26 protein-coding genes are annotated in these 21,695 nt (G+C 32.3%); 20 read left to right on the forward strand and 6 right to left on the reverse strand.

The genetic code is table 11. The features are described from left to right. Positions 1–19: 19 nt before the first annotated feature. Together CGC47_RS01430 and serS are read right to left on the reverse strand one after the other, a co-directional pair. Entirely contained in the window at positions 20–997 is a 978-nt protein-coding gene (locus tag CGC47_RS01430; protein WP_095899893.1) for a ketoacyl-ACP synthase III, read from the reverse strand. Positions 998–1,167: 170 nt separating this feature from the next. Then, positions 1,168–2,439 (reverse strand): serine--tRNA ligase, encoded by a 1,272-nt coding sequence (gene serS, locus CGC47_RS01435; RefSeq protein ID WP_041999358.1) that lies wholly within the window; start codon positions 2,437–2,439, stop codon positions 1,168–1,170. A 203-nt stretch (positions 2,440–2,642) separates the two neighbouring features. On the opposite strand from serS, the gene mnmA reads away from it, so the two are divergent. The 17 genes from mnmA to CGC47_RS01520 all read left to right on the forward strand — a co-directional run bounded on the left by mnmA (position 2,643) and on the right by CGC47_RS01520 (position 14,232). Next, positions 2,643–3,830, forward strand: coding sequence for a tRNA 2-thiouridine(34) synthase MnmA (gene mnmA / locus CGC47_RS01440; RefSeq protein WP_041999356.1), 1,188 nt, complete (start codon positions 2,643–2,645; stop codon positions 3,828–3,830). 149 nt (positions 3,831–3,979) lie between these two features. Beyond that, complete coding sequence (locus tag CGC47_RS01445) at positions 3,980–5,326, forward strand: protein rep (protein WP_041999354.1); 1,347 nt, start codon at positions 3,980–3,982, stop codon at positions 5,324–5,326. Further along, a complete protein-coding gene (locus CGC47_RS01450) occupies positions 5,323–5,529 on the forward strand; it encodes a hypothetical protein (protein WP_041999351.1) in 207 nt (68 codons plus the stop codon). Before CGC47_RS01445 ends, CGC47_RS01450 begins: the two co-directional genes overlap by 4 nt. 2 nt (positions 5,530–5,531) lie before the next feature. Continuing rightward, a complete protein-coding gene (locus CGC47_RS10755; RefSeq protein ID WP_156124809.1) occupies positions 5,532–5,705 on the forward strand; it encodes a hypothetical protein in 174 nt (57 codons plus the stop codon). 17 nt (positions 5,706–5,722) lie between these two features. Further along, positions 5,723–6,259, forward strand: a complete 537-nt coding sequence (locus CGC47_RS01455) for a hypothetical protein (RefSeq protein WP_041999348.1) — start codon at positions 5,723–5,725, stop codon at positions 6,257–6,259. Positions 6,260–6,367: 108 nt separating this feature from the next. Next, a complete protein-coding gene (locus tag CGC47_RS10760; protein WP_156124808.1) occupies positions 6,368–6,523 on the forward strand; it encodes a hypothetical protein in 156 nt (51 codons plus the stop codon). 46 nt (positions 6,524–6,569) lie between these two features. Next, entirely contained in the window at positions 6,570–7,586 is a 1,017-nt protein-coding gene (locus CGC47_RS01460; RefSeq protein WP_041999345.1) for a hypothetical protein, read from the forward strand. A gap of 226 nt (positions 7,587–7,812) precedes the next feature. Then, on the forward strand, positions 7,813–8,310 hold the full coding sequence (locus CGC47_RS01470; protein ID WP_041999339.1) for a hypothetical protein: 498 nt from the start codon (positions 7,813–7,815) through the stop codon (positions 8,308–8,310). Between the two features lie 238 nt (positions 8,311–8,548). Beyond that, on the forward strand, positions 8,549–9,544 hold the full coding sequence (locus CGC47_RS01475) for a hypothetical protein (protein WP_095899894.1): 996 nt from the start codon (positions 8,549–8,551) through the stop codon (positions 9,542–9,544). 26 nt (positions 9,545–9,570) lie between these two features. Next, complete coding sequence (locus CGC47_RS01480; protein ID WP_041999333.1) at positions 9,571–10,359, forward strand: hypothetical protein; 789 nt, start codon at positions 9,571–9,573, stop codon at positions 10,357–10,359. Between the two features lie 413 nt (positions 10,360–10,772). Next, on the forward strand, positions 10,773–11,081 hold the full coding sequence (locus CGC47_RS01490) for a hypothetical protein (RefSeq protein WP_041999327.1): 309 nt from the start codon (positions 10,773–10,775) through the stop codon (positions 11,079–11,081). A gap of 3 nt (positions 11,082–11,084) precedes the next feature. Beyond that, complete coding sequence (locus CGC47_RS01495; protein WP_095899896.1) at positions 11,085–11,801, forward strand: hypothetical protein; 717 nt, start codon at positions 11,085–11,087, stop codon at positions 11,799–11,801. 167 nt (positions 11,802–11,968) lie between these two features. Continuing rightward, positions 11,969–12,367, forward strand: coding sequence for a YcbK family protein (locus CGC47_RS01500; RefSeq protein ID WP_157799878.1), 399 nt, complete (start codon positions 11,969–11,971; stop codon positions 12,365–12,367). An 82-nt stretch (positions 12,368–12,449) separates the two neighbouring features. Next, positions 12,450–12,926, forward strand: a complete 477-nt coding sequence (locus CGC47_RS01505) for a hypothetical protein (protein ID WP_041999321.1) — start codon at positions 12,450–12,452, stop codon at positions 12,924–12,926. Between the two features lie 238 nt (positions 12,927–13,164). After that, positions 13,165–13,530 carry a hypothetical protein gene (locus tag CGC47_RS01510; RefSeq protein WP_041999315.1) on the forward strand — a complete coding sequence of 122 codons (366 nt, stop codon included), beginning with the start codon at positions 13,165–13,167 and terminating at the stop codon, positions 13,528–13,530. Positions 13,531–13,738: 208 nt separating this feature from the next. Further along, a complete protein-coding gene (locus tag CGC47_RS01515) occupies positions 13,739–13,954 on the forward strand; it encodes a hypothetical protein (RefSeq protein ID WP_041999312.1) in 216 nt (71 codons plus the stop codon). Then, a complete protein-coding gene (locus CGC47_RS01520; RefSeq protein ID WP_041999309.1) occupies positions 13,942–14,232 on the forward strand; it encodes a type II toxin-antitoxin system RelE/ParE family toxin in 291 nt (96 codons plus the stop codon). Before CGC47_RS01515 ends, CGC47_RS01520 begins: the two co-directional genes overlap by 13 nt. Positions 14,233–14,554: 322 nt before the next feature. Here the strand turns inward: CGC47_RS01520 and CGC47_RS01525 are convergent, their stop codons facing one another. From CGC47_RS01525 to CGC47_RS01535, 3 genes are all read right to left on the reverse strand, one after another. Beyond that, positions 14,555–17,116 (reverse strand): phosphoenolpyruvate carboxylase, encoded by a 2,562-nt coding sequence (locus CGC47_RS01525; protein WP_041999306.1) that lies wholly within the window; start codon positions 17,114–17,116, stop codon positions 14,555–14,557. A gap of 101 nt (positions 17,117–17,217) precedes the next feature. Further along, a complete protein-coding gene (locus CGC47_RS01530) occupies positions 17,218–17,697 on the reverse strand; it encodes an Lrp/AsnC family transcriptional regulator (protein ID WP_041913584.1) in 480 nt (159 codons plus the stop codon). Between the two features lie 91 nt (positions 17,698–17,788). After that, complete coding sequence (locus tag CGC47_RS01535) at positions 17,789–18,868, reverse strand: M14 family metallopeptidase (RefSeq protein WP_041999302.1); 1,080 nt, start codon at positions 18,866–18,868, stop codon at positions 17,789–17,791. Between the two features lie 280 nt (positions 18,869–19,148). On the opposite strand from CGC47_RS01535, the gene CGC47_RS01540 reads away from it, so the two are divergent. From CGC47_RS01540 to CGC47_RS01550, 3 genes are read left to right on the forward strand one after another with little or no spacing between them, the layout of a single operon-like run. Then, complete coding sequence (locus tag CGC47_RS01540; RefSeq protein ID WP_095899898.1) at positions 19,149–19,610, forward strand: helix-turn-helix domain-containing protein; 462 nt, start codon at positions 19,149–19,151, stop codon at positions 19,608–19,610. 19 nt (positions 19,611–19,629) lie between these two features. Beyond that, positions 19,630–20,055: a hypothetical protein gene (locus tag CGC47_RS01545; RefSeq protein WP_041984377.1), complete on the forward strand. Its 426-nt coding sequence runs from the start codon at positions 19,630–19,632 to the stop codon at positions 20,053–20,055. 13 nt (positions 20,056–20,068) lie between these two features. Continuing rightward, positions 20,069–20,338 (forward strand): hypothetical protein, encoded by a 270-nt coding sequence (locus CGC47_RS01550; RefSeq protein ID WP_041998820.1) that lies wholly within the window; start codon positions 20,069–20,071, stop codon positions 20,336–20,338. Positions 20,339–20,372: 34 nt separating this feature from the next. Here the strand turns inward: CGC47_RS01550 and CGC47_RS01555 are convergent, their stop codons facing one another. Next, complete coding sequence (locus tag CGC47_RS01555; RefSeq protein ID WP_095899899.1) at positions 20,373–21,665, reverse strand: glycosyltransferase family 4 protein; 1,293 nt, start codon at positions 21,663–21,665, stop codon at positions 20,373–20,375. Positions 21,666–21,695 lie beyond the last annotated feature (30 nt).

Consider the following 21,695-nt stretch of genomic DNA (forward strand, 5'->3'; position numbering starts at 1 on the left):
TATACATAAATGTATAAACTTATTGTTTAAAAATACAAGTGGCTCCCCAAGAATAACCTACGCCAAATCCTGCTAATTGTATGACTTCATTAGGCTTTTCGGGGTGTTTTTGTAGATGTGCTTTTAAGGCAATGGGAATAGTGGAAGAAACCGTATTTCCATAATTTTCCATTTCCAAAACAAATTTGTCAGAAGGGATTTCCATTTCTTGATGTAACTTGCTTAAAATGTGGGTATTTGCCTGATGAAATACAAATAAATCTACATTTTCTAAATTCAGATTATTTTCTTCCAAATTCTTATGAATTACAGGTGGAATGTATTTCATAATAAATTGAAACACTTTATTGCCTTTCATTTGCAAGAAATTATCTAAATCATTATCGTTTTGGGTCTGTTTATGACGAACGCCACTGTTTTTAATGATGATGTTTTCAGCTCCGCTTCCGTCGGTTCCGAGGGTAAATTTACCTACCTTGTATATACCTTCGTTTGAAATGAGGGTAGCGGTAGCGGCATCGCCAAAAATACTAATATTCCCCTTATCGGAGGAATGAATACGTTTGGAATAGACATCGGCAGTTACCAAAACCACATTTTTAAAATTTCCGCTGGCAATAAGCCCATCAGCTACTGAAAGCCCATAAACATAGCCCGAGCAACCTTGATTGAGGTCAATAGAGGCACAAGTAGTGGGTAATCCTACCAAATGTTGAACGATACAAGCTGTTGTAGGTAACAGGTAATCAGGAGTTTGAGTACATAATATTAAAAAATCTATTTTTGATTTTTCAATATTATGTTCGGTAAGTAATTTTTCAACAGCTTTTGTAGCAATATCCGAAGTAAATTGATTTTCGTGAGTTACGTAACGTTGTTTTACGCCAATTTTATTTAGAATTTTTTGGCTACTCCATTCAGGAAATCGTAAAACAATATTGTCATTAGTAATGATGTTATCAGGAAAATAAGTACTTATTGCTTTAATAAAGCTCATAGTTTACAACGCTCGTTAAATATGTTAAAAAATTAGTTATTTTACTCATTAAAGGTCACAAATGTACAAATATTTTGATAAATTAAAAAATACTCAATATAATCCTCATAAAAAACAGACTTGTCTTCTTCAAAAAAGACAAGTCTGTTTAAAAATAATATAATATACTGTTAATCAATAATATCAAATCCAGTATAAGGACGTAAAACTTCTGGAATAACAATCCCTTCAGGAGTTTGGTAATTTTCCAAAATACCAGCTAATACTCGGGGTAGAGCCAAAGAGCTTCCGTTAAGGGTATGAGCCAACTGACTTTTTCCTTCAGTGTCTTTATATCTCAATTTCAAACGATTGGCTTGAAAAGTTTCAAAGTTAGACACAGAGCTAATTTCCAACCATTTTTCTTGAGCTGTGGAATAAACTTCAAAGTCATAGGTTAGGGCAGAGGTAAACCCTAAATCGCCACCACACAGACGCAAAATTCTGTAAGGCAATTTCAGCTCGTTCAAAATTGATTTGACGTGTTCAACCATACCCTCCAAAGCTTGGTAAGAATTTTCAGGATGCTCCACTCGCACAATTTCAACCTTATCAAATTGGTGGAGTCGGTTTAGGCCGCGAACGTGTGCACCATAGCTCCCTGCTTCTCTTCTAAAACAAGGCGTGTATGCGGTATAGCATATCGGAAAATCTTTTTCAGAGAGTAAAACATCTCTAAAAAAGTTGGTCACAGGCACTTCGGCGGTAGGGATTAAGTACAAATCATCAGCAGTTACGTGATACATTTGTCCTTCTTTATCAGGAAGTTGCCCTGTTCCGTAACCTGAGGCTTCGTTTACCACGTGAGGCACTTGTACTTCTTGATACCCTGCTTGGGTGTTTTTATCTAAAAAATAAGCAATCAAAGCTCTTTGTAATTTTGCTCCCTTGCCTTTGTAAACAGGAAAACCAGCTCCAGTAATTTTAACACCCAATTCAAAGTCTATAATATCATATTTTTTAGCCAATTCCCAATGCGGAAGGGCTTCGGAATGCAGTTGAGGAACAGCTCCTGCTTTGAAAACCTCTTCATTGTCGGTTTCAGAAGTTCCATTAGGCACAATGTCATTGGGTACGTTAGGGATACGATACAAGAATTCATTAAGTGATGCGGTAGTCTGTGCTAGTAATTCCGAAAGTTCTTTTGATTTTTCTTTCAAATCTCCCGTTTTTTCTTTGAGCACATTTGCTTGAGCAGCATTTCCAGATTTGAACAAATTTCCGATTTCTTTAGAAATGGCATTTGATTCGGCAAGGATATTATCCAATTCAGCTTGAGTGGCTCGTCGTTTCTCATCAAGAGTGATTACTTGATCAATAATATCTAATTCTTTGAAATTCCGTTTTTTAAGTCCTTCAATGACCTTTTGTCTATTTTCGCGAATGTAACTAAGTGGTAACATATTTATTTCCTTTAAAGCACAAAAATAAACTAAATTACTGAATTTCTACTTCAAAAGAGAGCAAAATGTTAAGTATATATTTACATTTTAAAATTACAAGGTTAAGAATTTTATAAGCAAAATGCTGAAAAATAGGGACTATTCTGTGTTGTGCGGAAAGGCAAATATACGTAATTTTGCGTTTTCAAAGAAATTTTAGAAAAATGAAAAGAGTAGTGGTGGGACTAAGTGGGGGAGTGGATAGCAGTGTAGCTGCTTATCTGCTTAAAAATCAAGGGTATGAAGTTATCGGGCTATTTATGAAAAATTGGCACGATGATTCTGTAACCATATCCAATGAATGTCCTTGGCTTGAAGACAGTAACGATGCATTGTTAGTGGCTGAAAAATTAGGTATTCCATTCCAAACCATTGACTTAAGTAAACAATACAAGGAGCGTATTGTTGATTATATGTTTAATGAATATGAACAGGGCAGAACCCCAAACCCCGACGTGCTTTGCAATCGTGAGATTAAGTTTGATGTTTTTTTGAAAATTGCTCTCAGTTTAGGAGCCGATTACGTAGCAACAGGGCATTATTGTCGTAAGGAAACCTATCAGAAAGGCGGAGAAACCTTCTATCGATTACTCTCGGGAAAAGATACTAATAAAGATCAATCCTATTTTTTGTGCCAACTTACTCAACATCAACTAGGTAAGTCTTTGTTTCCGATAGGTGAATTACAGAAATCAGAGGTTAGAGCCATTGCAGCAGAACAAGGATTGGTTACAGCAGAGAAAAAGGATTCGCAAGGGCTTTGCTTTATAGGAAAAGTAAGACTACCCGAATTTTTACAACAAAAATTACAGCCCAAAGAAGGGCAAATCATTGAAATTCCCCGAGATTGGAAAGGATACGAAACTACAGAGCCTTTTTTTGAAAATCAACAGCAGCAACTCAAATATTTTTCTGAGAAAAAGAAATACCAAACCTCTGATGGTAAAGTAGTTGGAAAACACCAAGGAGCTCATTTTTTTACTATTGGGCAACGAAAAGGATTACAAGTTGGTGGAACTCCTGAACCTTTATTTGTTATTCAAACTGATGTTAATCAGAATATTATCTATGTAGGACAGGGCAATACACATCCTGGACTTTTCAGAAAAGCATTACTAATCAAAGACAATGAAATTCATTGGACTAATCCTTTTAAAGTTTTACAAAATGGTGAATCGGCAACTTATTGGGTGCGTATCCGTTACCGACAACCATTACAAAAAGCCAACCTATATAAAACTTCTGAAGGTTTGTACATCTGCTTCGAAAAATCACAAAGCGCTATCACCGAAGGGCAGTTTGCTGTTTGGTACAACGAAGATGAACTTATAGGAAGTGGAGTGATTTCATAGTTTTATCTGTTTCATAAAATACTTGTAGATAGTTTAATATCTTACAAGTTGAAATCTCTATTTTACATAATATAAATTATAGTTCAAATTATAGTTCAAAATTATAGACGAAATTAAGTAAAGATTAAGGAATTTAATATTTACTTAATATGTCACGATTAGATAATTTTTTAGCATTAGGCTTTGATTTTTTTCTTACCAAAAAAGGAAAAGAATCTGGCATTTTAAACGATAATCTTAGTAAGAAAGATTACTTAAAAACAGCGCTTTGCGTCCCTCTTGATATTAGTAAGAAATTTGTACGCACCCAGAGTCAAGAATTTTCCGTTTTAATGGACAATATGCGTACGTATTCTGGTCGCGTTATTGCTTCTGACAAGGATTATGAGCGCGGTTATACTTCGACTTGTTTATGTGGTCGTAAACGCGTTGATTCCGATTTATCGGATTCTTCAGTGCCTGTGGTTCGTGGTAAAGAATCTCAAAAGGTTTATTATTCTGGACTAATGAAGTGCGGTTCTGTCTGGCGCTGCCCTGTTTGTTCGTTTAAAATAACGCAACGCCGTCAACTTGAGGTTTTTGAACTTTCTAATAAATGGTTAAATCTTCACGAAAAAACAACGGGTAAAAAAGGTCGCCTCTCGTTTATCACATTGACTTTAAGGCACTCAAAATCAGATTTATTAGATGTTTTGCTTAAACGTTTATCTGAGGAATTTAGGAAATTTCAAAAAACATCGGTTTACAAGCGTATTGAGGAAGAAAATAATATCCGTGGATTTGTCAAAACATTAGAAATCAAGTATTCGTTTGAAAATGGTTGGCATCCTCATTTACATTTATTGTATTTCCATACGCAGGAGGAAACACACAAATTTCATAAAGAATTTGTAAAGGCTTGGTGTAAGCGTAAAAAAATCAGTGCATCACTAAATGCACAATGTGCTAAAGATGTTTATACGGAAAAAGGTATCGTTGATTATGTAACCAAATGGGATATGTCTAAAGAGATGACACAAGGTCATCATAAGATTAACCCAAATGAGAATAAGCGTTTTACCCCTTTTTTAATGCTTCGTTTGCTTACTGAAAATAATTTCAAAAATACGGATGCTGACCGAAATTTTAAAAGGAATTTGGAGGGGCTATTTTACGAGTATTCCAGATATACCAAGGGCAAACATTTGATAAATATTTCTAAGAATTTAAAGCGTGAAATGAAATTGTATGAGGAGCTTTTAAATATTGAAATTAAGAGTGATGCAGAAATTTTAGAGGACGAAAAAATTGACAAGGTAGAGTTTAAAATTAGCTCGAATTTGTTTAATAAAATTGTTTTTAAGGGGGCTACTTCCCTCCTATTGGTTGCTTATGAAAATGAGGGTTTAAATGGCGTTATTGACTTGCTTAATTTACTGAAAGTGAATAACAAAAAAAATCATCAGTTATTGTATTGTAAACGTAGAAAATTATTATATCAAAAGTTATTACTATGAAACGAAAACCAATGAAAATCTGTGAAAATTGCCGATACTCTCAGTTTACGGATGTTGACCCTTTTCATTTGTCTATGGATTGTAAATTACGTAAAATGTTGGTTTTTACGCATTCGTATTGCGGTGATTATCAACCTAAAAAAACAGACAGACCTAAAGAGAAAAATACAAATGATAAAGATGTACAATTAAGTTTATTTTGATTATGGAAGCGACAATAAAAGACACGAAATTATTACAAATCAAGGACATTCAGGAAATTCTGGATTGTACTAAACATACGGCTATGCGTTTACGTATTGAGATTGCCCAGCATTTTAGTTTGGAAAAAAGCAATCACGTAACTTATAGACATTTAAGAAAGTATTTGAATTTATAAACTAAAACAATTAACGAATGTATTACGCTCACGTTGTTAATGGTACTGACACTCATATTTTGAATGTAGATGATACTGGGGTTTTACGCATTCCTTTTATGAATTATCAAGGCGAATTACATACGAATTGTTTATACATTCATTGTCAGTTTAACCAATTCACTAAGATTGTTGCTTATGATGCTCTAGGTTTATTTGCATCGGACAATCAGCTTACAGATGTTATTGCACCATTTGCTGAAGTAGTGAATGTGGATAATAACCAACTTACGCAGCTTTTGTATTTTAATAGAGCTAAAGAGATTTCTTGTTCTTTCAATAAGATAAAAAAACTATACGCTGAAAGTGCTCAGCGTATAGTTGCCTCAAGTAATAATATTGTTTTCTTGTTTGCTCCGTTGGTTACGTATTTGGTCGCAAAAAATAATCCTCTGGAGCATTTGACTACGCCTGAGGCTTTGACTATTTACATTGACCAAATGAACCGCAATAATATTTATGCTCCTAAACTTATAGATTTATATGTATCGGCTAACGACTACAATTTTGCGTAAAAAAAAGTATAAAAAAGTTTGTTTAAGTCGGTATTTTAAAAAGGCTGTTTTTGTAATTCTTACGTTTGCTGTGTTAAATAGTTTGTTTAAAAATTAAATATTTATTGTATGAGAAATCGAAATCAGAATCAAGGCGGTTTAGAGCCTAATTGGTGGTATGTGGTAGCTGCGCTTGTTGTGGGTTTAATTATTCCAGATAATATGAACCCTGTAGGTATGTTGTTAGGTAAGTTTAACAGCAAAAAAGAGGAAGAAAAGAAATAGGACTTGCGGACAATGTCCGCAGTCTTTAATCTTAAAATGATTGATTATGACTGCAATTCCGAGTAATACAAATCAAGTTAATCATAGGCGTTTAATTATTGATGTTAAGGGTAAAGGGCAACACGGAACGCTTAACGATATGGTTATCCCCAATAGTGATTTTGCTGTTGGTAAAAACATTTTTGAGTTTTCGCTTCCAGAGGGTGTAAATTACATTGATGTAGATAGGTTTTTTCTTCCTAAGGAATCATCTATGAATTTTAAGTTTAAAGGTTTTAAACTGGTACACGTAAATTCAATGGGTAAATCGGTTGTTTTGATTGATGTTTTAAATCTTGCAGAAAATGAGTTTTCTATTTTTGATGATTTAAGTGTTTATGCAAGGTCTGGTAATTTTACTAATTATCCTAAAAAAGGGATTAACTTAGGTTTTTTCAGGATTAAGCGAGGCGACCGTATTTTTATTGAAATTGATGTTTTAAATGCTAATCTTACTGAAAATAAAGTTTTTTCTTTTATCAGTTCTTGTGATACTTCTTTAGTACCGCATTATGATTTGCATCGTTTTTATTTTTTGTCGAAAGGTGAAAAACATACTTTGAAACGTAAGGATTTTGACATTATTATATCAGAGTCTCGTACTAATACTTTAAAAGTAAATGATTTTGATGTTGTTCTTCCTTCTTTTTCTTCATCTAGTTCTTTTGGACAAGTTTTAAACTCGGATGTTTACCTTTCTTGCGGTAATGAAAATTTTGTTTTTGAGGGAGTTTCTGATGAATCACCTACTTTTTTTGTTGCTAAAAAACAAGTACACAATGCTGATACGTTCTATTTGATGCAGGAGTACGTAAAACGTGCTAAAAATGTGCTAATGGAAAAAAGTAAAACCGATTATGCAAATACCATATTTAAGCAGTTGTATGGAAAGATGCCTACTTTGGATAAGCTAAATAGTGCTATTGAGCTTTATTCTCAGTTGAATTTGAATGATAGAAACTTCGGACACGAGGATTTCTACGAAATACCAGAATATGTTGAACCTAATAATTTAATTTCTTAGTTATGCGATTTGATTGGAATGTTTTAATACCTAAGGGTTTAGACACTATAAGCTCTCTTTGGGGGCAACCTGCTAATCATTATCACGTTGTACCTCCTACTGAACAAAAGAGTTCAGATAGTAACAATATGATACTATACTCAGTCTTTGGACTTTCTTTTATAGTAGTTTTAGTTTTGATTTTTTCAATGTTTAAAAGTAGTAGTAACAATAATAAAAGATAGTTATGTCAAGAAATAATTATAATAGAAATTATGCTCCTGTACCTTTTGTACAGCCTGAGCCTGTTTATTATTCTGCTGGATATTCGCATCCTAATTATGCTTATCCGCAACGACAACCACAATATCCGCAACCACAATATTCGCAAGGACAATCCCAGCAACCTTATAAAAAGAAAAGTGGAGCAAAGGAAGTTCAAGGTGTAACTCGTGAAGGTAAAGAATACTTTGGTATTTCGGCTTGGTTTGTTTCCAAAAATGCGGGGTTAGTAAAAATAAATGCTTTTGAAAATTCAAAATCTACCCATTTTACTACTCAGCGTGGACGTGAAGGGGTTTCTTTGATGTTTGAGGTTGTTTATAGAGATTCAGGAATTAAGCGTTTAGAGGTTGCTACGTATTTCTTTGATACTGGTAAGGCTTTTTTAAAGGATTTAGGCATCATTGTATCTACTAAAGCCTCTAATGGCGGTTATGCAGGTTTCTTTAAACCTAAAAAATAGATTGTTTAATTTTTAATACGTAATATTATGTTTTTAGTAAAATTGCTTGGCATTGTAAAGACCATTCAGGATGTTTTGGCTGTGATTACTCCAGCGTTGGAGCTCTTGGTTAAAAGAGATATGAACGGCGACGGCAAAATCGGTTAAGGTTTTTGGTTGGTTTAGTTTTTAAAAGGAAGTATGGAAATTCTGTGCTTCCTTTTTTTGAATAATTTTTAATTTTTTAATTTGAAATATTATGTTTTTGATATTGTTTTTATTGTTTTCTGCGATTGTTTATTTAGTAAATCAGTCGAAAAAGATAGATGAGGGTTTTGTTGCTTCCGATGAGCAAAAAGAGCCTTATTATGATTTTCCTTGTTGTGTAACTAAGGATTACGTTCGCCCTTCACATGTGCCTAATGGGGATACATCGGGCGGTCCTACCGATACGCCCGATGTTCCTGATGCTGATAGTGGCGGTTCTGATAGTGGTTCATCTGGAGGAGCTTCGCAAGGTTCTGATGATAGCGGTTCATCTGGAGGAACTTCCCAAGGTTCAGAATCTGATGATAGTGCAGATAGTTCTGTTAGTAATTTCTTTAATTCTATGAATTTAGAGCGTTTCGGAAATTCGCCTTTTGTTGTTACACGTAGTTACATTAGTTTTAATTATTTTAATGTTTTAAAGCGTAAAATGGTAAAGCATATTACTAATTTTGAGGGCTTTAAATTGCCTCATAATTTGGAATATTATAACCAGCAATTGGCTACTTTGTTGCGTACTTCTTTGCGTATGTTTCAGTATAATATAGATGATAGTTCTGTTGAAGAATTTACTGCAGATTATTCCAGTGTTCCACTTTTGAAGATTATTCAAAACAATTCTTCTGGTTTTGCTTTGCATATGAACCCTCAATCTACCCCTTTATTTTTGACTTCTTCTTATTCACAAAATTTTTATGAATTAGATTTACTTCGTCAAGGTAGATATGTTGCTATTATGGGCTTTCATACACCATTTTCTGGTGCTCCTTCAGATGGTTTGGTTTTTGAACCAAAAGTAACAAGTTCTGGTTCTGCTTATTTCTTATCACTTATAGGTTTCACCGATGAGCAGGAAGCCATAAAATTTGTTGAAATAATGGCTAATTTCACCAAAGAAGCCAGCGAATATGAAACTGCTTCATCATCAGATGAGGGTTATTCAGGGCATACGGAAGACCCACAAGGTTACGCAACAATGGGTATGTAATTTTATAACATTTATTTAAATTTTTTATGAATACGAATAATAATACACCTACGAAAAAAAAGAAAAAGAATAAGAAAAAGGGTAATAAAATCGTTATCCTGCTTTTGGTTGTTTTGGCTTTATTGTTTTTTATTTTTAACAGAGAAAAGAAAATAAAGGAGGATAAGCCAGATTTGAATGTTCCTAATGGTTCTGGTTCAAGCTCTGGAAGTTCAAATTCTGGAGTGGTTGGTTCTTCTGGTTCTAAGTCTTTAATTTCTTCAAGTCTTTTATCCGATACATTGAGACTTGACACATTAGGTATTTTTGAAACTGTTTATTCTATTAAAAGGGAATTGAAACAATTTTCTGATTTACAATTAGAGCACGATTTAAATTATTATAATGTTGAATTGGCTAAGATGTTAGGTAATTCTTCTTATAGATTTTCTTATGACGAGGGACAAAAAGTTAAGTATTTTAATGAATATTTGTCAGGAAATTATAAATTTTATTTATCAGAAATGGGAGTTCGTTCTTCGGAATCTCTTAATTTGGAATTAGGTACTCCAATTATCATTACTGAAGTTCCTTTTTTTACTTCAAAATTGGTGTGTTTGGGAATTTTAATTGATTCTTATGATAAATCAGGTTTGCCTGTTTATTATTGTTTGAATTTGAATCGTACTTTTGTTCGTTTATCAGAAAATAAAGTTTTTGTTTCTTATACTACAAATAGAGAAAGTCCTTATAAAACAAAAAGAATTTTTGAAATTGAATTTGAAACTAAGGCTCAAGCACAGAATTTAACAAGGTTTTTATCTCAATTCTTATAATATGATAGGCAAACATATTTTTGTTTTAGTTTGCTTTTGTTTTGTATTGTTTTTGGTGCTTTTCTTTCAAGCAAAGAAAGGCATCAAGGACAATAATCAAAATAGTAGGCAAACATCAAACGGCGGTAGGATTTATACTAATGTAATGCGTTAATTATGAAAAAGTTTTATACAGATAATTTTATCTATTTCGTGGCTTTATTGATTTACTTTTTGATTGTTTTTTTAATTTGTTATTTCAGATTTAAGGATAAATATAATGCTGAATTTTTCAAAAAAGTTTATTATAAAGTGCTTAATGATTTCATCTGGGATTTTAAAAATAAGTTTGAGAAAGCTGCGCCTAAGATTTATAAGAATGGTAAGCGAGTAGCTTATATTAAAGGTAAAAGAGGTTATTAAATTGATTAGTTATGAGTTTATTAAGTTTAGGTATAAGTATAGGGCTTTCGTTTGTTAATGGTATTGTTGAGAATGAAAAAGACCGCAAAAAAAGACAAGCATTAAGGCAAATGCACGATGATTACTATAAACAATATGATTCTTCTTTGTCTAATCATTTGAAAAATAATGAAAAAACGATATATTTAAAGGCTAAGACAATGTATTATAATGAAATGGCTGAGGATGTTTCAGGTGCTTTTTTCAGTGTTTTTTTTCAGTATTTTTTGTTTTTCTTGGCTTTTTGTTTAGTTTTGTATCAAATCAATCGTAAAAATTAAATTATGAAACATTTATCTTTATTTTTCGTTTTTTTGTTTTTGTTATTAGGTTGCAAAAAGGATGAGGAGCAACCGCATATAAAAAACCTTTCAGGCACGATTTGGGTTTCTCAGGATTTAAAAAATGATAATATTTCTGGTCAAGCTATTTTTGTTTTTGGAGTTGACAGGGTTTCTTATCTTATTAACTCTGATGATGCTTCAATTAGTCGTATAGAAGTGGATTATTCTTTTGCTTATAAGCAGGAAACAAACAAGGTTACTTTGTATGGTAAGGCTTCAGCGTTGGATATGATTTTGCATAATAGTGATGGCGATGTTTTAAAGATTAAGGACAATCCTCAAGCGGTTAATCGTTTTGCTGGAGCTCTTGAGTTTTTTGAACCTTTTTTTGATTTGAATAATGTTATTTTTGAAGTTTTAGATGAAAATACTATAAGGTTTGAGGACGGCACTATTTTTAAAAAACAATCTTATGTACCAGCTCCTAAATTGACATATGTAGATGTTTTCTTCTATAATCAAAGTAATAACCCTTATTCATTGTATCTTGACAATAAGGTTTATAATATTTTAGGCGACCAGGTTAAGAGTGTAAAAGTTTTAAAAGGTAAGTCTTATTCTTGGAACGTTGAACAGGAACTCGGTTATTTGCTTTATCCGACAAAGAAATCTGGTACTTTTATAGCATCGCAGGGTTTAAAGGTTTACTTTCCATAACTACAAAAAAGTATAAAAAAGTTTGTAAAGGTTCGTATTTGTTACGAGCCTTTTTTTTTGCATTTACATTTGGGCAAATAAAAAACGTTATGAATTTTAAATTATTATTTTGGTTAACTACATTATTCGCTGTTATTATGTTGTTATTTAAGTATTTAAAACTTGGATTGATTAAAGTTTTCTCGAAAAACATCACGCCTAATTTCAAATGGGGTGAATTTATTTCAAAGGATGGCGTGGCTATTCCTGAGAGTTTGAAACCTAATGTTATTGAGGTTTGTAAGAATTTGGAAATTATCCGTAAGGAAGTGGGTAATAAACCTATTAAGGTGCATTCTGGTTTTAGAAGTTTTAAACATAATGCTGAAGTTGGCGGTCGGATGAATTCCTACCATTTACAGGGTAAAGCTGCTGATATTTCGGTTAAGGGTATGACTTCTAAAGAATTGTATGATACGATTATCCGCTTAATGGATGAGGGCAAAATCAAAGCAGGGGGCGTTGGTTTGTATGCCACATTTGTACATTACGATATTAGAGGTTCTAAGGTAACATTTAAAGGTTAAGTTATGTCGTTTATCTTACGGATGTTAGGTTTTTTGTTTTTGGTTTCTGTTTTGGTTGAACAAATTAAAGATTTGAAAAAAGATGAAAAAAAAGAAGTTTGATTTTAGTAAGGTTTTGGAATTCTTAAAGAAGTACCAGCATTATTTTATGGCTTCGGCTTTTATTTTGTTTGTGTATCTGATAGTAAAATCTTTGTTTTTTGGCAAAAAAGATAAGCCAAATACAGATGTTAAAGATGCTCCACCGGTGGATACGAAAGGAAGTAAGATGACTATCGTTGAAGCAAGGGCAAAATCTGAACGGCTTTTATTAGCGATGAATTCACCTGCAGGAACTGATGAGGACGAAATACAACGCGTTTTGCGTGGTATTAGCAAGTCGGATTACAATATGATATACGAAGCCTTTGGTTTGCGTTCTTATAATCGTATTTTGGGTGAATCTGCTCTATTTAGTTTTCTCGGTGTGGATTTAGATTTAACCCAATGGTTAATGCACGAGTTATCCGCTTCAGAAATGAACGAATTACGGCTTTTAAATCCGAATTTACCCATATAGTATTTTAGTTGTTTTGTTGATTTTTGCCCCCTCATTTTAAAAGGATTTGAGGGGGTTTTTTAAAGTTTTAGGTTATGAAATTATTTGCTACTATTTTAAGGAAATTGAAGTTAAAAAAAGTGTCTATTTTTGTATTGTTGATTTTTTTTTATCCATTGCTCTTTGGTTTGGGTTGTATATTATTATTAACATTGTCATTCTGGTTAACTTGGAGGTTGGTAAAATACAAGTATAGGTTATGAAAGGCAAAAACAATGATTTTTCGATGAGTTTTTACTATAATGGACAATTGCGTTTATTTTTGAAATACGTTCATAACACTAATCGGGCTGTTCAATGGGTAAACGCAAAAGGCATTCCTTGGGATTATTACATCATTTATGAAAGAAGAACGGAACGTAAACTTGAAACGGTTACAAATAATTATGCAACTCCGAGATATTCCGTTACATTTGTAAACAACGGCATTAGAAGTCTGCATTTATCTTCTGTTTATGATGTTAATCAAGCTGTCGAATGGGCGATAAATAAAGGGATTATGTTTGATTACTTCAATGTTTACGATTATATAACCAGGGAGTTTATAGAGCGTGTTTATGTTTAGAAAAGTAATTTTTGTGTTTATTTTGCTTCTGGATATTAAATGTCAAGCTTTTTTTTTGCTATTCCCTGCCCTATTTATCAATGAAAAACACTAAATTACTATCTGTCTTTTTTTTATTTCTTCATCTCACAGCAAAAAAATCAGACTAAATTACTATCTGTCTTTTTTTTATTATCTTTGTGCATTATTAACGGTAAGATATTTAGCTATGAGAACGATTACTTTACAAATACCTGATAATTTTAGTTTTGATAAATTAGAAGATTTTGCTAAACGTTTTGATTTGAAAATTGTTTCTTTTGATGATGATTTTGATTTTCATTATGAAAGGGTAAAGCAAGGGATGAATGAAGTAAAAGAAGGGTTATTAGTATCCAATGATGAAGTAATGAAAAATATTTCAGATTTGTTATGCCGAGATTAGTTGTTTGGACTCGTATAGCTGAAAATGAGTTATACAATTCTTTGGATTATTGGATGAAGCATAATAAATCATCTGTTTATTCTAATAAAGTTTTTTCATCGGTACAAGCTAATTTAAAGCTTTTAATAAAAAATCCTTATTTAGGTTCTCCTTTTAGATATGCTGGAGTTAGGCGTTTTACGATAATGAAGCGTTTTTCTCTGTATTATTATTTTGACGATGATTATTTATATATTGTTCATTTTTGGGACAATAGCCGTGATTTAGAAAATTTTTAGTACGAGTACACCGATTGGTGTACTTTTTTATTTTCGTTATTTTCATTATTTTTTGATAATTCCTGTTTTTTATTCAAAAATGTTTTCTATTTTTGTCCTGTGTTTGATGTGTTAAATGAGTTAAAAACCTTAACATTTGAACTTTTTTTAACTTGTACGCACCTAAACGCACTTTTTTAAATGCTCTCTTCTTTTCTTTACTGGTTTCGTTGATATGTTAAGTTAACATTTTCGATTTTACATACTATAAATTATAGTCTTTTTATTTGTCAAAAATAAAACGTGATAATATTAAATGATTTATCACGTTTTGCTGTATTTCTTAAGCTGAATTACGACTAGCATTGATATTACCGAATAATGAGCGAGTTACCATTTTTTCATAAACTTCAACATTTTCTTGTGTATTTGCGTTATCACGAATCATTTTTAAAGCATATTGCTGTATGGTTAGCAATGGTAAAACAATCGTTTCACGAATTTCAATAGATGCTTTTCCACACGATTGATTTTCCATAAGCTCTTTATAGCCAGTTATTTTTAAAAGCATTTGTTTTGAAAGTTCGTATTCATCAAAAATAATCTGCCAAAATTCACCAAATTCAGCATCTTTACGGATATATTCTGTAAGTTTGAAAAACGACTTAGTCATACTCATCATACTGTTTTCTAATAAAGTACGGAAAAATAAAGAACTTTTATAAAGTTGTTTAGCCTCTTCAAATTTTCCTATTTCTTCTAAGTGTTTCAAAGCCGTCCCAACACCATAGAAACCAGGAACATTTTGCTTCATCTGGCTCCAACTGCCTACAAAAGGGATTGCTCTTAAATCACTGAAATTCAATTGCTCTGATTTCCCTCTTTTGCTTGGACGACTCCCTATGTTTGCTTTAGCGTAATACTTCAAAGTACTCATTTTTTCCAAATAAGGTACAAATAACGGATGATTCTTAAAGTCTGTATAAGCCTTATAACTCTCCTCAGCCAATTGAGAAATCAAAGCTTTATCAGCTAAAGTTAATAAAGTGCTCTTATCGTCAAAAACTTGATTATCAATACCTGCACTGAGTAATTGTTCTAAATTATATTGTGATGATTCAATAGTTCCGAAATTAGAGCTAATGGTTTGTCCTTGAATAGTTAACTGTATTTGTTCAGCCTCAATAGCATCGCCCAAAGAGGCATAAAATTGATGGGATTTTCCTCCTCCTCGTGCAGGTGGTCCTCCCCTCCCATCGAAAAATATAACTTTGATACCGTTGTTACGAGCTACCGTAGTAAGCTGCTCCTTAGCTTGATAGATGCTCCAATTCGCCTTTAAATACCCTCCGTCTTTCGTGCCATCAGAAAAACCTAACATAATGGTTTGTATATTATTACGTCTTTCTAAGTGTGCTTTATAGTACGGATTGGTGTAAAGCTCTTCCATTACTTGAGCAGCAACGTTAAGGTCATTGATGGTTTCAAATAGCGGAATTATATCAATATCAGGAAATTCCCAATCACATAAACGAATGAGTGTAAGTAGTTCCAAAACGTTCAACGCTGTCTGATTATTACTGATAATATATCGATTAGCTCCTTTTTCACCATTGTGTAATTGAATGCGCTTTACAGCGTAAACAGATTCTATCGTTTGTTTTGTAATTTCGTCAGAAAAATCGTTCGGATTTAAAATCCCTTGAGCTGTCTTTAATGCGTTTAGTCGTTCTGATATTGACAAGCTATCATAGTTTTGAGGCAAAATTTTTCCTGCAAGACTTTCAGCAATATCGTTCATTACACAATGATGCACACGCGAGTCTTGGCGAATATCAAGGGTTGCAAAATGAAAACCGAAAATATTTACCTTGTGTAATAGGTCATCAATGAGTTCAACAAATAACGATTGATGTTTCTCAACTAAAAGTTGTTTGATTTGTTGTAGGATCTGTTTTAGTTCGGAAAGACTTATGGATTCATCTTTATTCAAATGACTGATTTCATATAACTTAATTTCCAAATCCTCAACTAAAGGTTGAATTCCTTGAAAAGTGATACGTCTTTTGATATTTCTTATATCTCTGTAATAATTTTTTAATACTGTACGTTTTAATCTTTCAGCGACCTTTAGTGTAATCTCGGCAGTTACAAACGGATTGCCATCACGATCACCACCAGGCCAAAAGCCAAGTTGTATAATTTCGTTTTCTAATGGATTGTTTTTAAATATATTATGAAAAATATAATTGTAAATGTTGCTTACCGAATGATAAAAAACATTTTCTAAGTACCAAATCAGACTAACAGCCTCGTCATATGGTGAAGGTTTTTCCTTTTTAAAGAATGCCGTTTTTCCCAGTTGAGCTAACAGCTTCTTTATCAAACCTAAATCATTTTTTTGTATCGCTTGAGATAAATCTGTAATGATGCCTAAAACGGCTCCGGGATAGAATTGTGTGGGATGAGCCGTGAGAACAGGTCGTATTTTGGTATGTTGTAAATAGTTTCGTAAAGCAGCTTCTTTTTCCTGATTTTCAGCTTGTTCCTTAACGTTACGTAGCGTTCCTAAGCCTTCCATATTGTTAACCTGTGAAAAAGCAGCATCTTCAATAGCATCAAATAGAACAACTTGACGCTCAATATATTGAATAAATCTAAAGAGCAAATCGTTTTTCTCTTTTTCTGTGGGATGCTCTACATATCGAGCTATGAAATTATTAACAATTTGAAAGGGAGTCAAGCCTTCATCATAGCCATTTTTGCAAGCTTCACTGAAAAGAGGTAATAATGTACCTGTATTGGAAACTTCATCAAACGGCAAAGTCATAAATATACTATTGTAAATCTGATACTTATTTAACACCTCTTCTTGAAATCGTTCTAATTTGGTCTTTCTTACCATAAACAAACTCTTTATTTATATCAGAAAATTTATATTTTGCAGGTTATAAAAAAATCCTCTGAATTGATATTCAAGAGGATTTTTTGCATTTTTTCTTGAGATTACAATTCTTTAAAAACGGTATGCATCAAACGTTTTTTATCGTTGATGGTTTCCTCTAAAGAAATCATACTTTCCGTGCGAGCCACTCCTTCAATATCGTCAATCATATAAATGATTTCTTTGGCGTGTTTGGTATCACGTGCTCTGATTTTACAGAAAATATTGTATTTTCCTGTGGTAATATGAGCTACAGTAACATAAGGAATGTTGAACAAACGCTCTAGAACGAATTGTGTTTGATGATTTTTTTCAAGAAAAACCCCAACATAAGCCACGAAAGTATATCCTAATTTTTCGTAATCGACAGTGAGTGTAGAACCTTTAATGATGCCTGTATCTTCCATTTTACGTACACGGACGTGCACTGTACCTGCCGAAATATCAAGTTTTTTAGCGATATCGGTAAACGGGGTACGTGTATTGTCGATTAGCATGTCTAAAATCTGATGATCAATTTCATCCAATCTGAATCTTCCCATTTTGACTTGTTTATTAATTTTTATGATTAGGCAAAAAAACAACTTTTTTTTTAATTTTTTGAATTAAATCTGTTTTTTTTGATTTGATAAATTAAATTTTAACATAATTCGCCAGAAAATCGGCTATTTTTTGGGCATCGGGTAAATTTTGTTTTTCAATTCCTTTAGAAAGAGTTCCTTCAATATGTCCGAATTTATCACGCAAATTGCCCTTTTCAGCCACGTAAGGCACAAGAACGATAGTCTGATTTTGTAATTTTTCTTCAAAAAGAATCCCTATATCCGAAGGGATTTCTGATAAATCATCGTAAAGTAAAATATCAAAAAAACACTTATCATTTTCAGGAATGGAAAAATAGGAGTGATAAAATTTGCCTGTTACTTCTTGTTTACAAATATAATTCAAAGCTAAACATAAGGCTTTGAATACATAATATCTTGTTTGTTCACGATTGTAATCATTTTGAAAATGTCCTGCTTCAAACAAAATGGTCGGAACTTGTAAAGAAGTAAACATATCTCCCGTGCAATTGATATTGAAACTATCATCAAATCTACCGATTTGATTTGGAATTTCCTTCTGTAAAGCATCATTGATAAAACCTATGACTTCCATACTTTTTTGTCTTACTGCATTGATTTCTCGCTTTTCATTATAGGAAGGTGCTAAAAAGGAAATAGTAGCTGGAAATTTGCTTTTACCCACACTAAATATGGTACGCTGATCGTGCAAATTAAAACAAAAATCCGGCCTTGAAAGCTCATATGCTTTTTTTAAGCATTTGCTTTCGGGCTGTGCACAATCAAACGCATCTCTGTTCAAATCTATTTCATTAGCATTTACACGGGTGTAAACTTTAGCTCCGTCGGGATTAAGCATCGGAATAAAATAAATACTCAAATGGTGTAAAATTTCAGGCTGATGCTTGAGGTAATTCAATAAATCAAATAAAGCTTTGGTAGTTGTAGATTCATTTCCGTGCATTTGACTCCACATCAAGATTTTCTTTTTACCCTGCCCTATCTGATAAAGCTGAATCGGAATCCCGTTTACTGAATGCCCCAATAGGATAATATTATTAAAATGATATTTTTCTAGAAAAGAAGCTATCATTTCAAAAGTAATATATCTTCCAAACAAAGTGTGTTCTTTATATTCAGAATAACTCATAAAAATGTTTTTACAAAAGTAAACAAAAAATATTTTACAAAAGTAAATTACTATAGATTAACTTTTGTAACCAATTAAATTAGAGGTTCAATCCAAGCCTTATTAAAATAAGTTAATAGATTTTAGTTATTTTTGAAATATAATATATCTATAAATCAATATTATATAGTATTTATGTAAAGTTTTTATTTAATGTGAAAAATCTATTTCAAAACTATTGTTTATTAGAATTTATTGTTTTACATTTGTATATTATTGATTTTATTTCACTAATTTTACAATGGTAAACACTTCCGATTTCTCAAAACGATTACAACTCATTATGGATTATTATGAGTTAACAGCTTCGGCTTTTGCTGATTCATTACAAATACAGCGTTCTAGTATTTCTCATTTACTTTCTGAACGCAACAAACCTAGCCTAGATTTCATCTTAAAATTAGTGGAAACCTACCCAGAAGTAGATATTTTTTGGATAACACAAGGAAAAGGAAGCTTCCCTCCTGCTCCGTTGGAAAAGATAGAAAATTCCTCAAAAGAAAGACCAAAAAGCACTACAAATCAGTATCAAGGAAGTCTATTTGACACCTTTTCCAAAGATAAGGAAGGTACTCCTAATCAAGTTATAAATGCTTTGGAAGAAAACATCCCAGAAAAAATAATAGGTTGTACCAAAAAGCAAATAAAAAAGATTGTTTTTTTCTATGAAAATAATACATTTGAAGTCTATGAAAATCATTGATTTTTTGTAAATTCGCCTTATGAGAGATTTAAAAATAAAATTCACATTTGTAAAAAGCGTATTATTTACATTTGTCATCGTTTTTTTTGTGGGATGTTTTACTCCTGAAAGAAAATGTAGCGATTTTAAAACTGGGCAATTCCATTTTGAAACTGAAATCAATGGAAAAACAGAGGAAACTTTTTTTGTTCGGAAAGATTCTATTGAAATTGATTTTTACAAAGGAAAAGCTGATACTGCTACAATTCGATGGGTAAACGATTGTGAATATATTTTAACTAAATTGAATCCTAAAAACAATCAAGAAAAAAAGCCCATTCATATAAAAATATTAACCACTGATGCCAATGGATATACTTTTGAATTTTCTGTACTTGGCAATGCGAAACAAAAACAACGTGGGTATGCTAAAGTGATAGCTACTCCTCCAACCGACTACAAATAGTTATAAGAAAGTTATGGAGTTAAAAACAATCAACAAAATCATAGCGATACTAATTATTCTGGCAAATTTCTATTTTGTTCCAGCAAGCTACACTACAATTCAAGACGGAGGTGGTGCTATGGGTTTGGGGATTATTATAGTTCCGATTTTATTTTCGATAAATTTACTGATTATACCTGCACTACTAACATTTGTTCGTAAATTCAGCGATAGTCTCCTTTTGTTTGTTGTTTTAATTTTAGGGTTGCTTTGGATATTATTTTGGCTTCATTTATTCAGTTAAATTGATGCCTCAAAGTCATCAAATCCTTTAAATATTATTTTTCTTTAATAATTTCTGCTAGTTTTTCGGTAAGTTGCTTTCGGCTGTAAGGAGCTAACCCTATGGGATAAGTTTTTAACCCTTGGTTTTGATATTGAGAAAACCACTGAAGAAGGGTGTTTTTCATTTTGAACTCGTCTTGATAGGCGATAAATATTCCTGTATTGGTTTGTTGTATGATTTTTGCTGCATCCCAATGCTCAGGGCCTACGGCAAATATAGGGCGTTGGGCTGCCATATATTCAAACAATTTTCCAGGAATAATTCCTTGAGTTTCTTCAGAATCAATTTCCAATAACAAAAGGATTTGTGATTTTTGTTGTAACTCAATTGAATCATTATGAGATATATATCCTAAATTTATTAAATAATTACTTAAATGATATTTTTTGATGTCAGCAATAACATCATCACTTATTTTTCCAGCTAAGCAAAATTGGAAATGACGGGCGAAATCTGTATTTTCTTGAATTAAATCGGATAACACTTTCCAAAGTAACTTCGGATTTCTATCCGATAGTAATGAGCCAATATGTGAAATTAAAAATCGGTCGGAAACCTTAGCTTTAGGTTGATTTTGAACATCATATCCGTTGGTAATGACTGTTATCGGACGATTAGTCAAGCGTTTAAATTCTTCTTGCGTTTTAAAACTGGTAACCACAATTTGGTCTGCCATATTTAAAACTTGTTTTTCCCATTGTTTGTGACGTTTTGCTGCCCAAGACGTTAAACGTAAATCTTTATGATAACCAATGCTCGTCCAAGGGTCGCGAAAATCACTAATCCACTGTATGTTAGGGATTTGTTTTTTTAAATAATACCCTATGAGCTGAACACTATGAGGAGGTGAAGTAGTTATAATGGTTTGAATATCATTATTTTTGATATACTGAGTAAGGTAATTTACAGAAGGTTTTACCCAAAACTTTCTTGCATCAGGAATGAATAAATTGCCTCGAATCCAAAGCATTGTCTTATCTAAAAATCCTACTTTTTTTCGAGGAATAATCCCAGAACTGATTTTTTCTGTTTTCTTTTTTGAAAAAAGAGCTGCTAAACGATAAGGTTCCCAAATCGGGTATCTGATAATTTCAATATCTTTTGGAATATCCTGTCCTATTTCTTGGTCTATTAGTGGATAATTCGCTTTTTCAGGAATAAATACTATGGGTTCAATACCAAAATCACGAAGGTATTTTACAAATTTAAGCCAACGTTGCACTCCTGGTCCACCTGCTGGAGACCAATAATAAGTGATTATGAGTACTTTTTGTTTGGACTTCATACAAACTTTACAAAAAATATCAAGCAATAA

It is taken from the genome of Capnocytophaga canimorsus, from assembly GCF_002302565.1.
GTDB classification, from domain to species: Bacteria; Bacteroidota; Bacteroidia; order Flavobacteriales; family Flavobacteriaceae; genus Capnocytophaga; species Capnocytophaga canimorsus.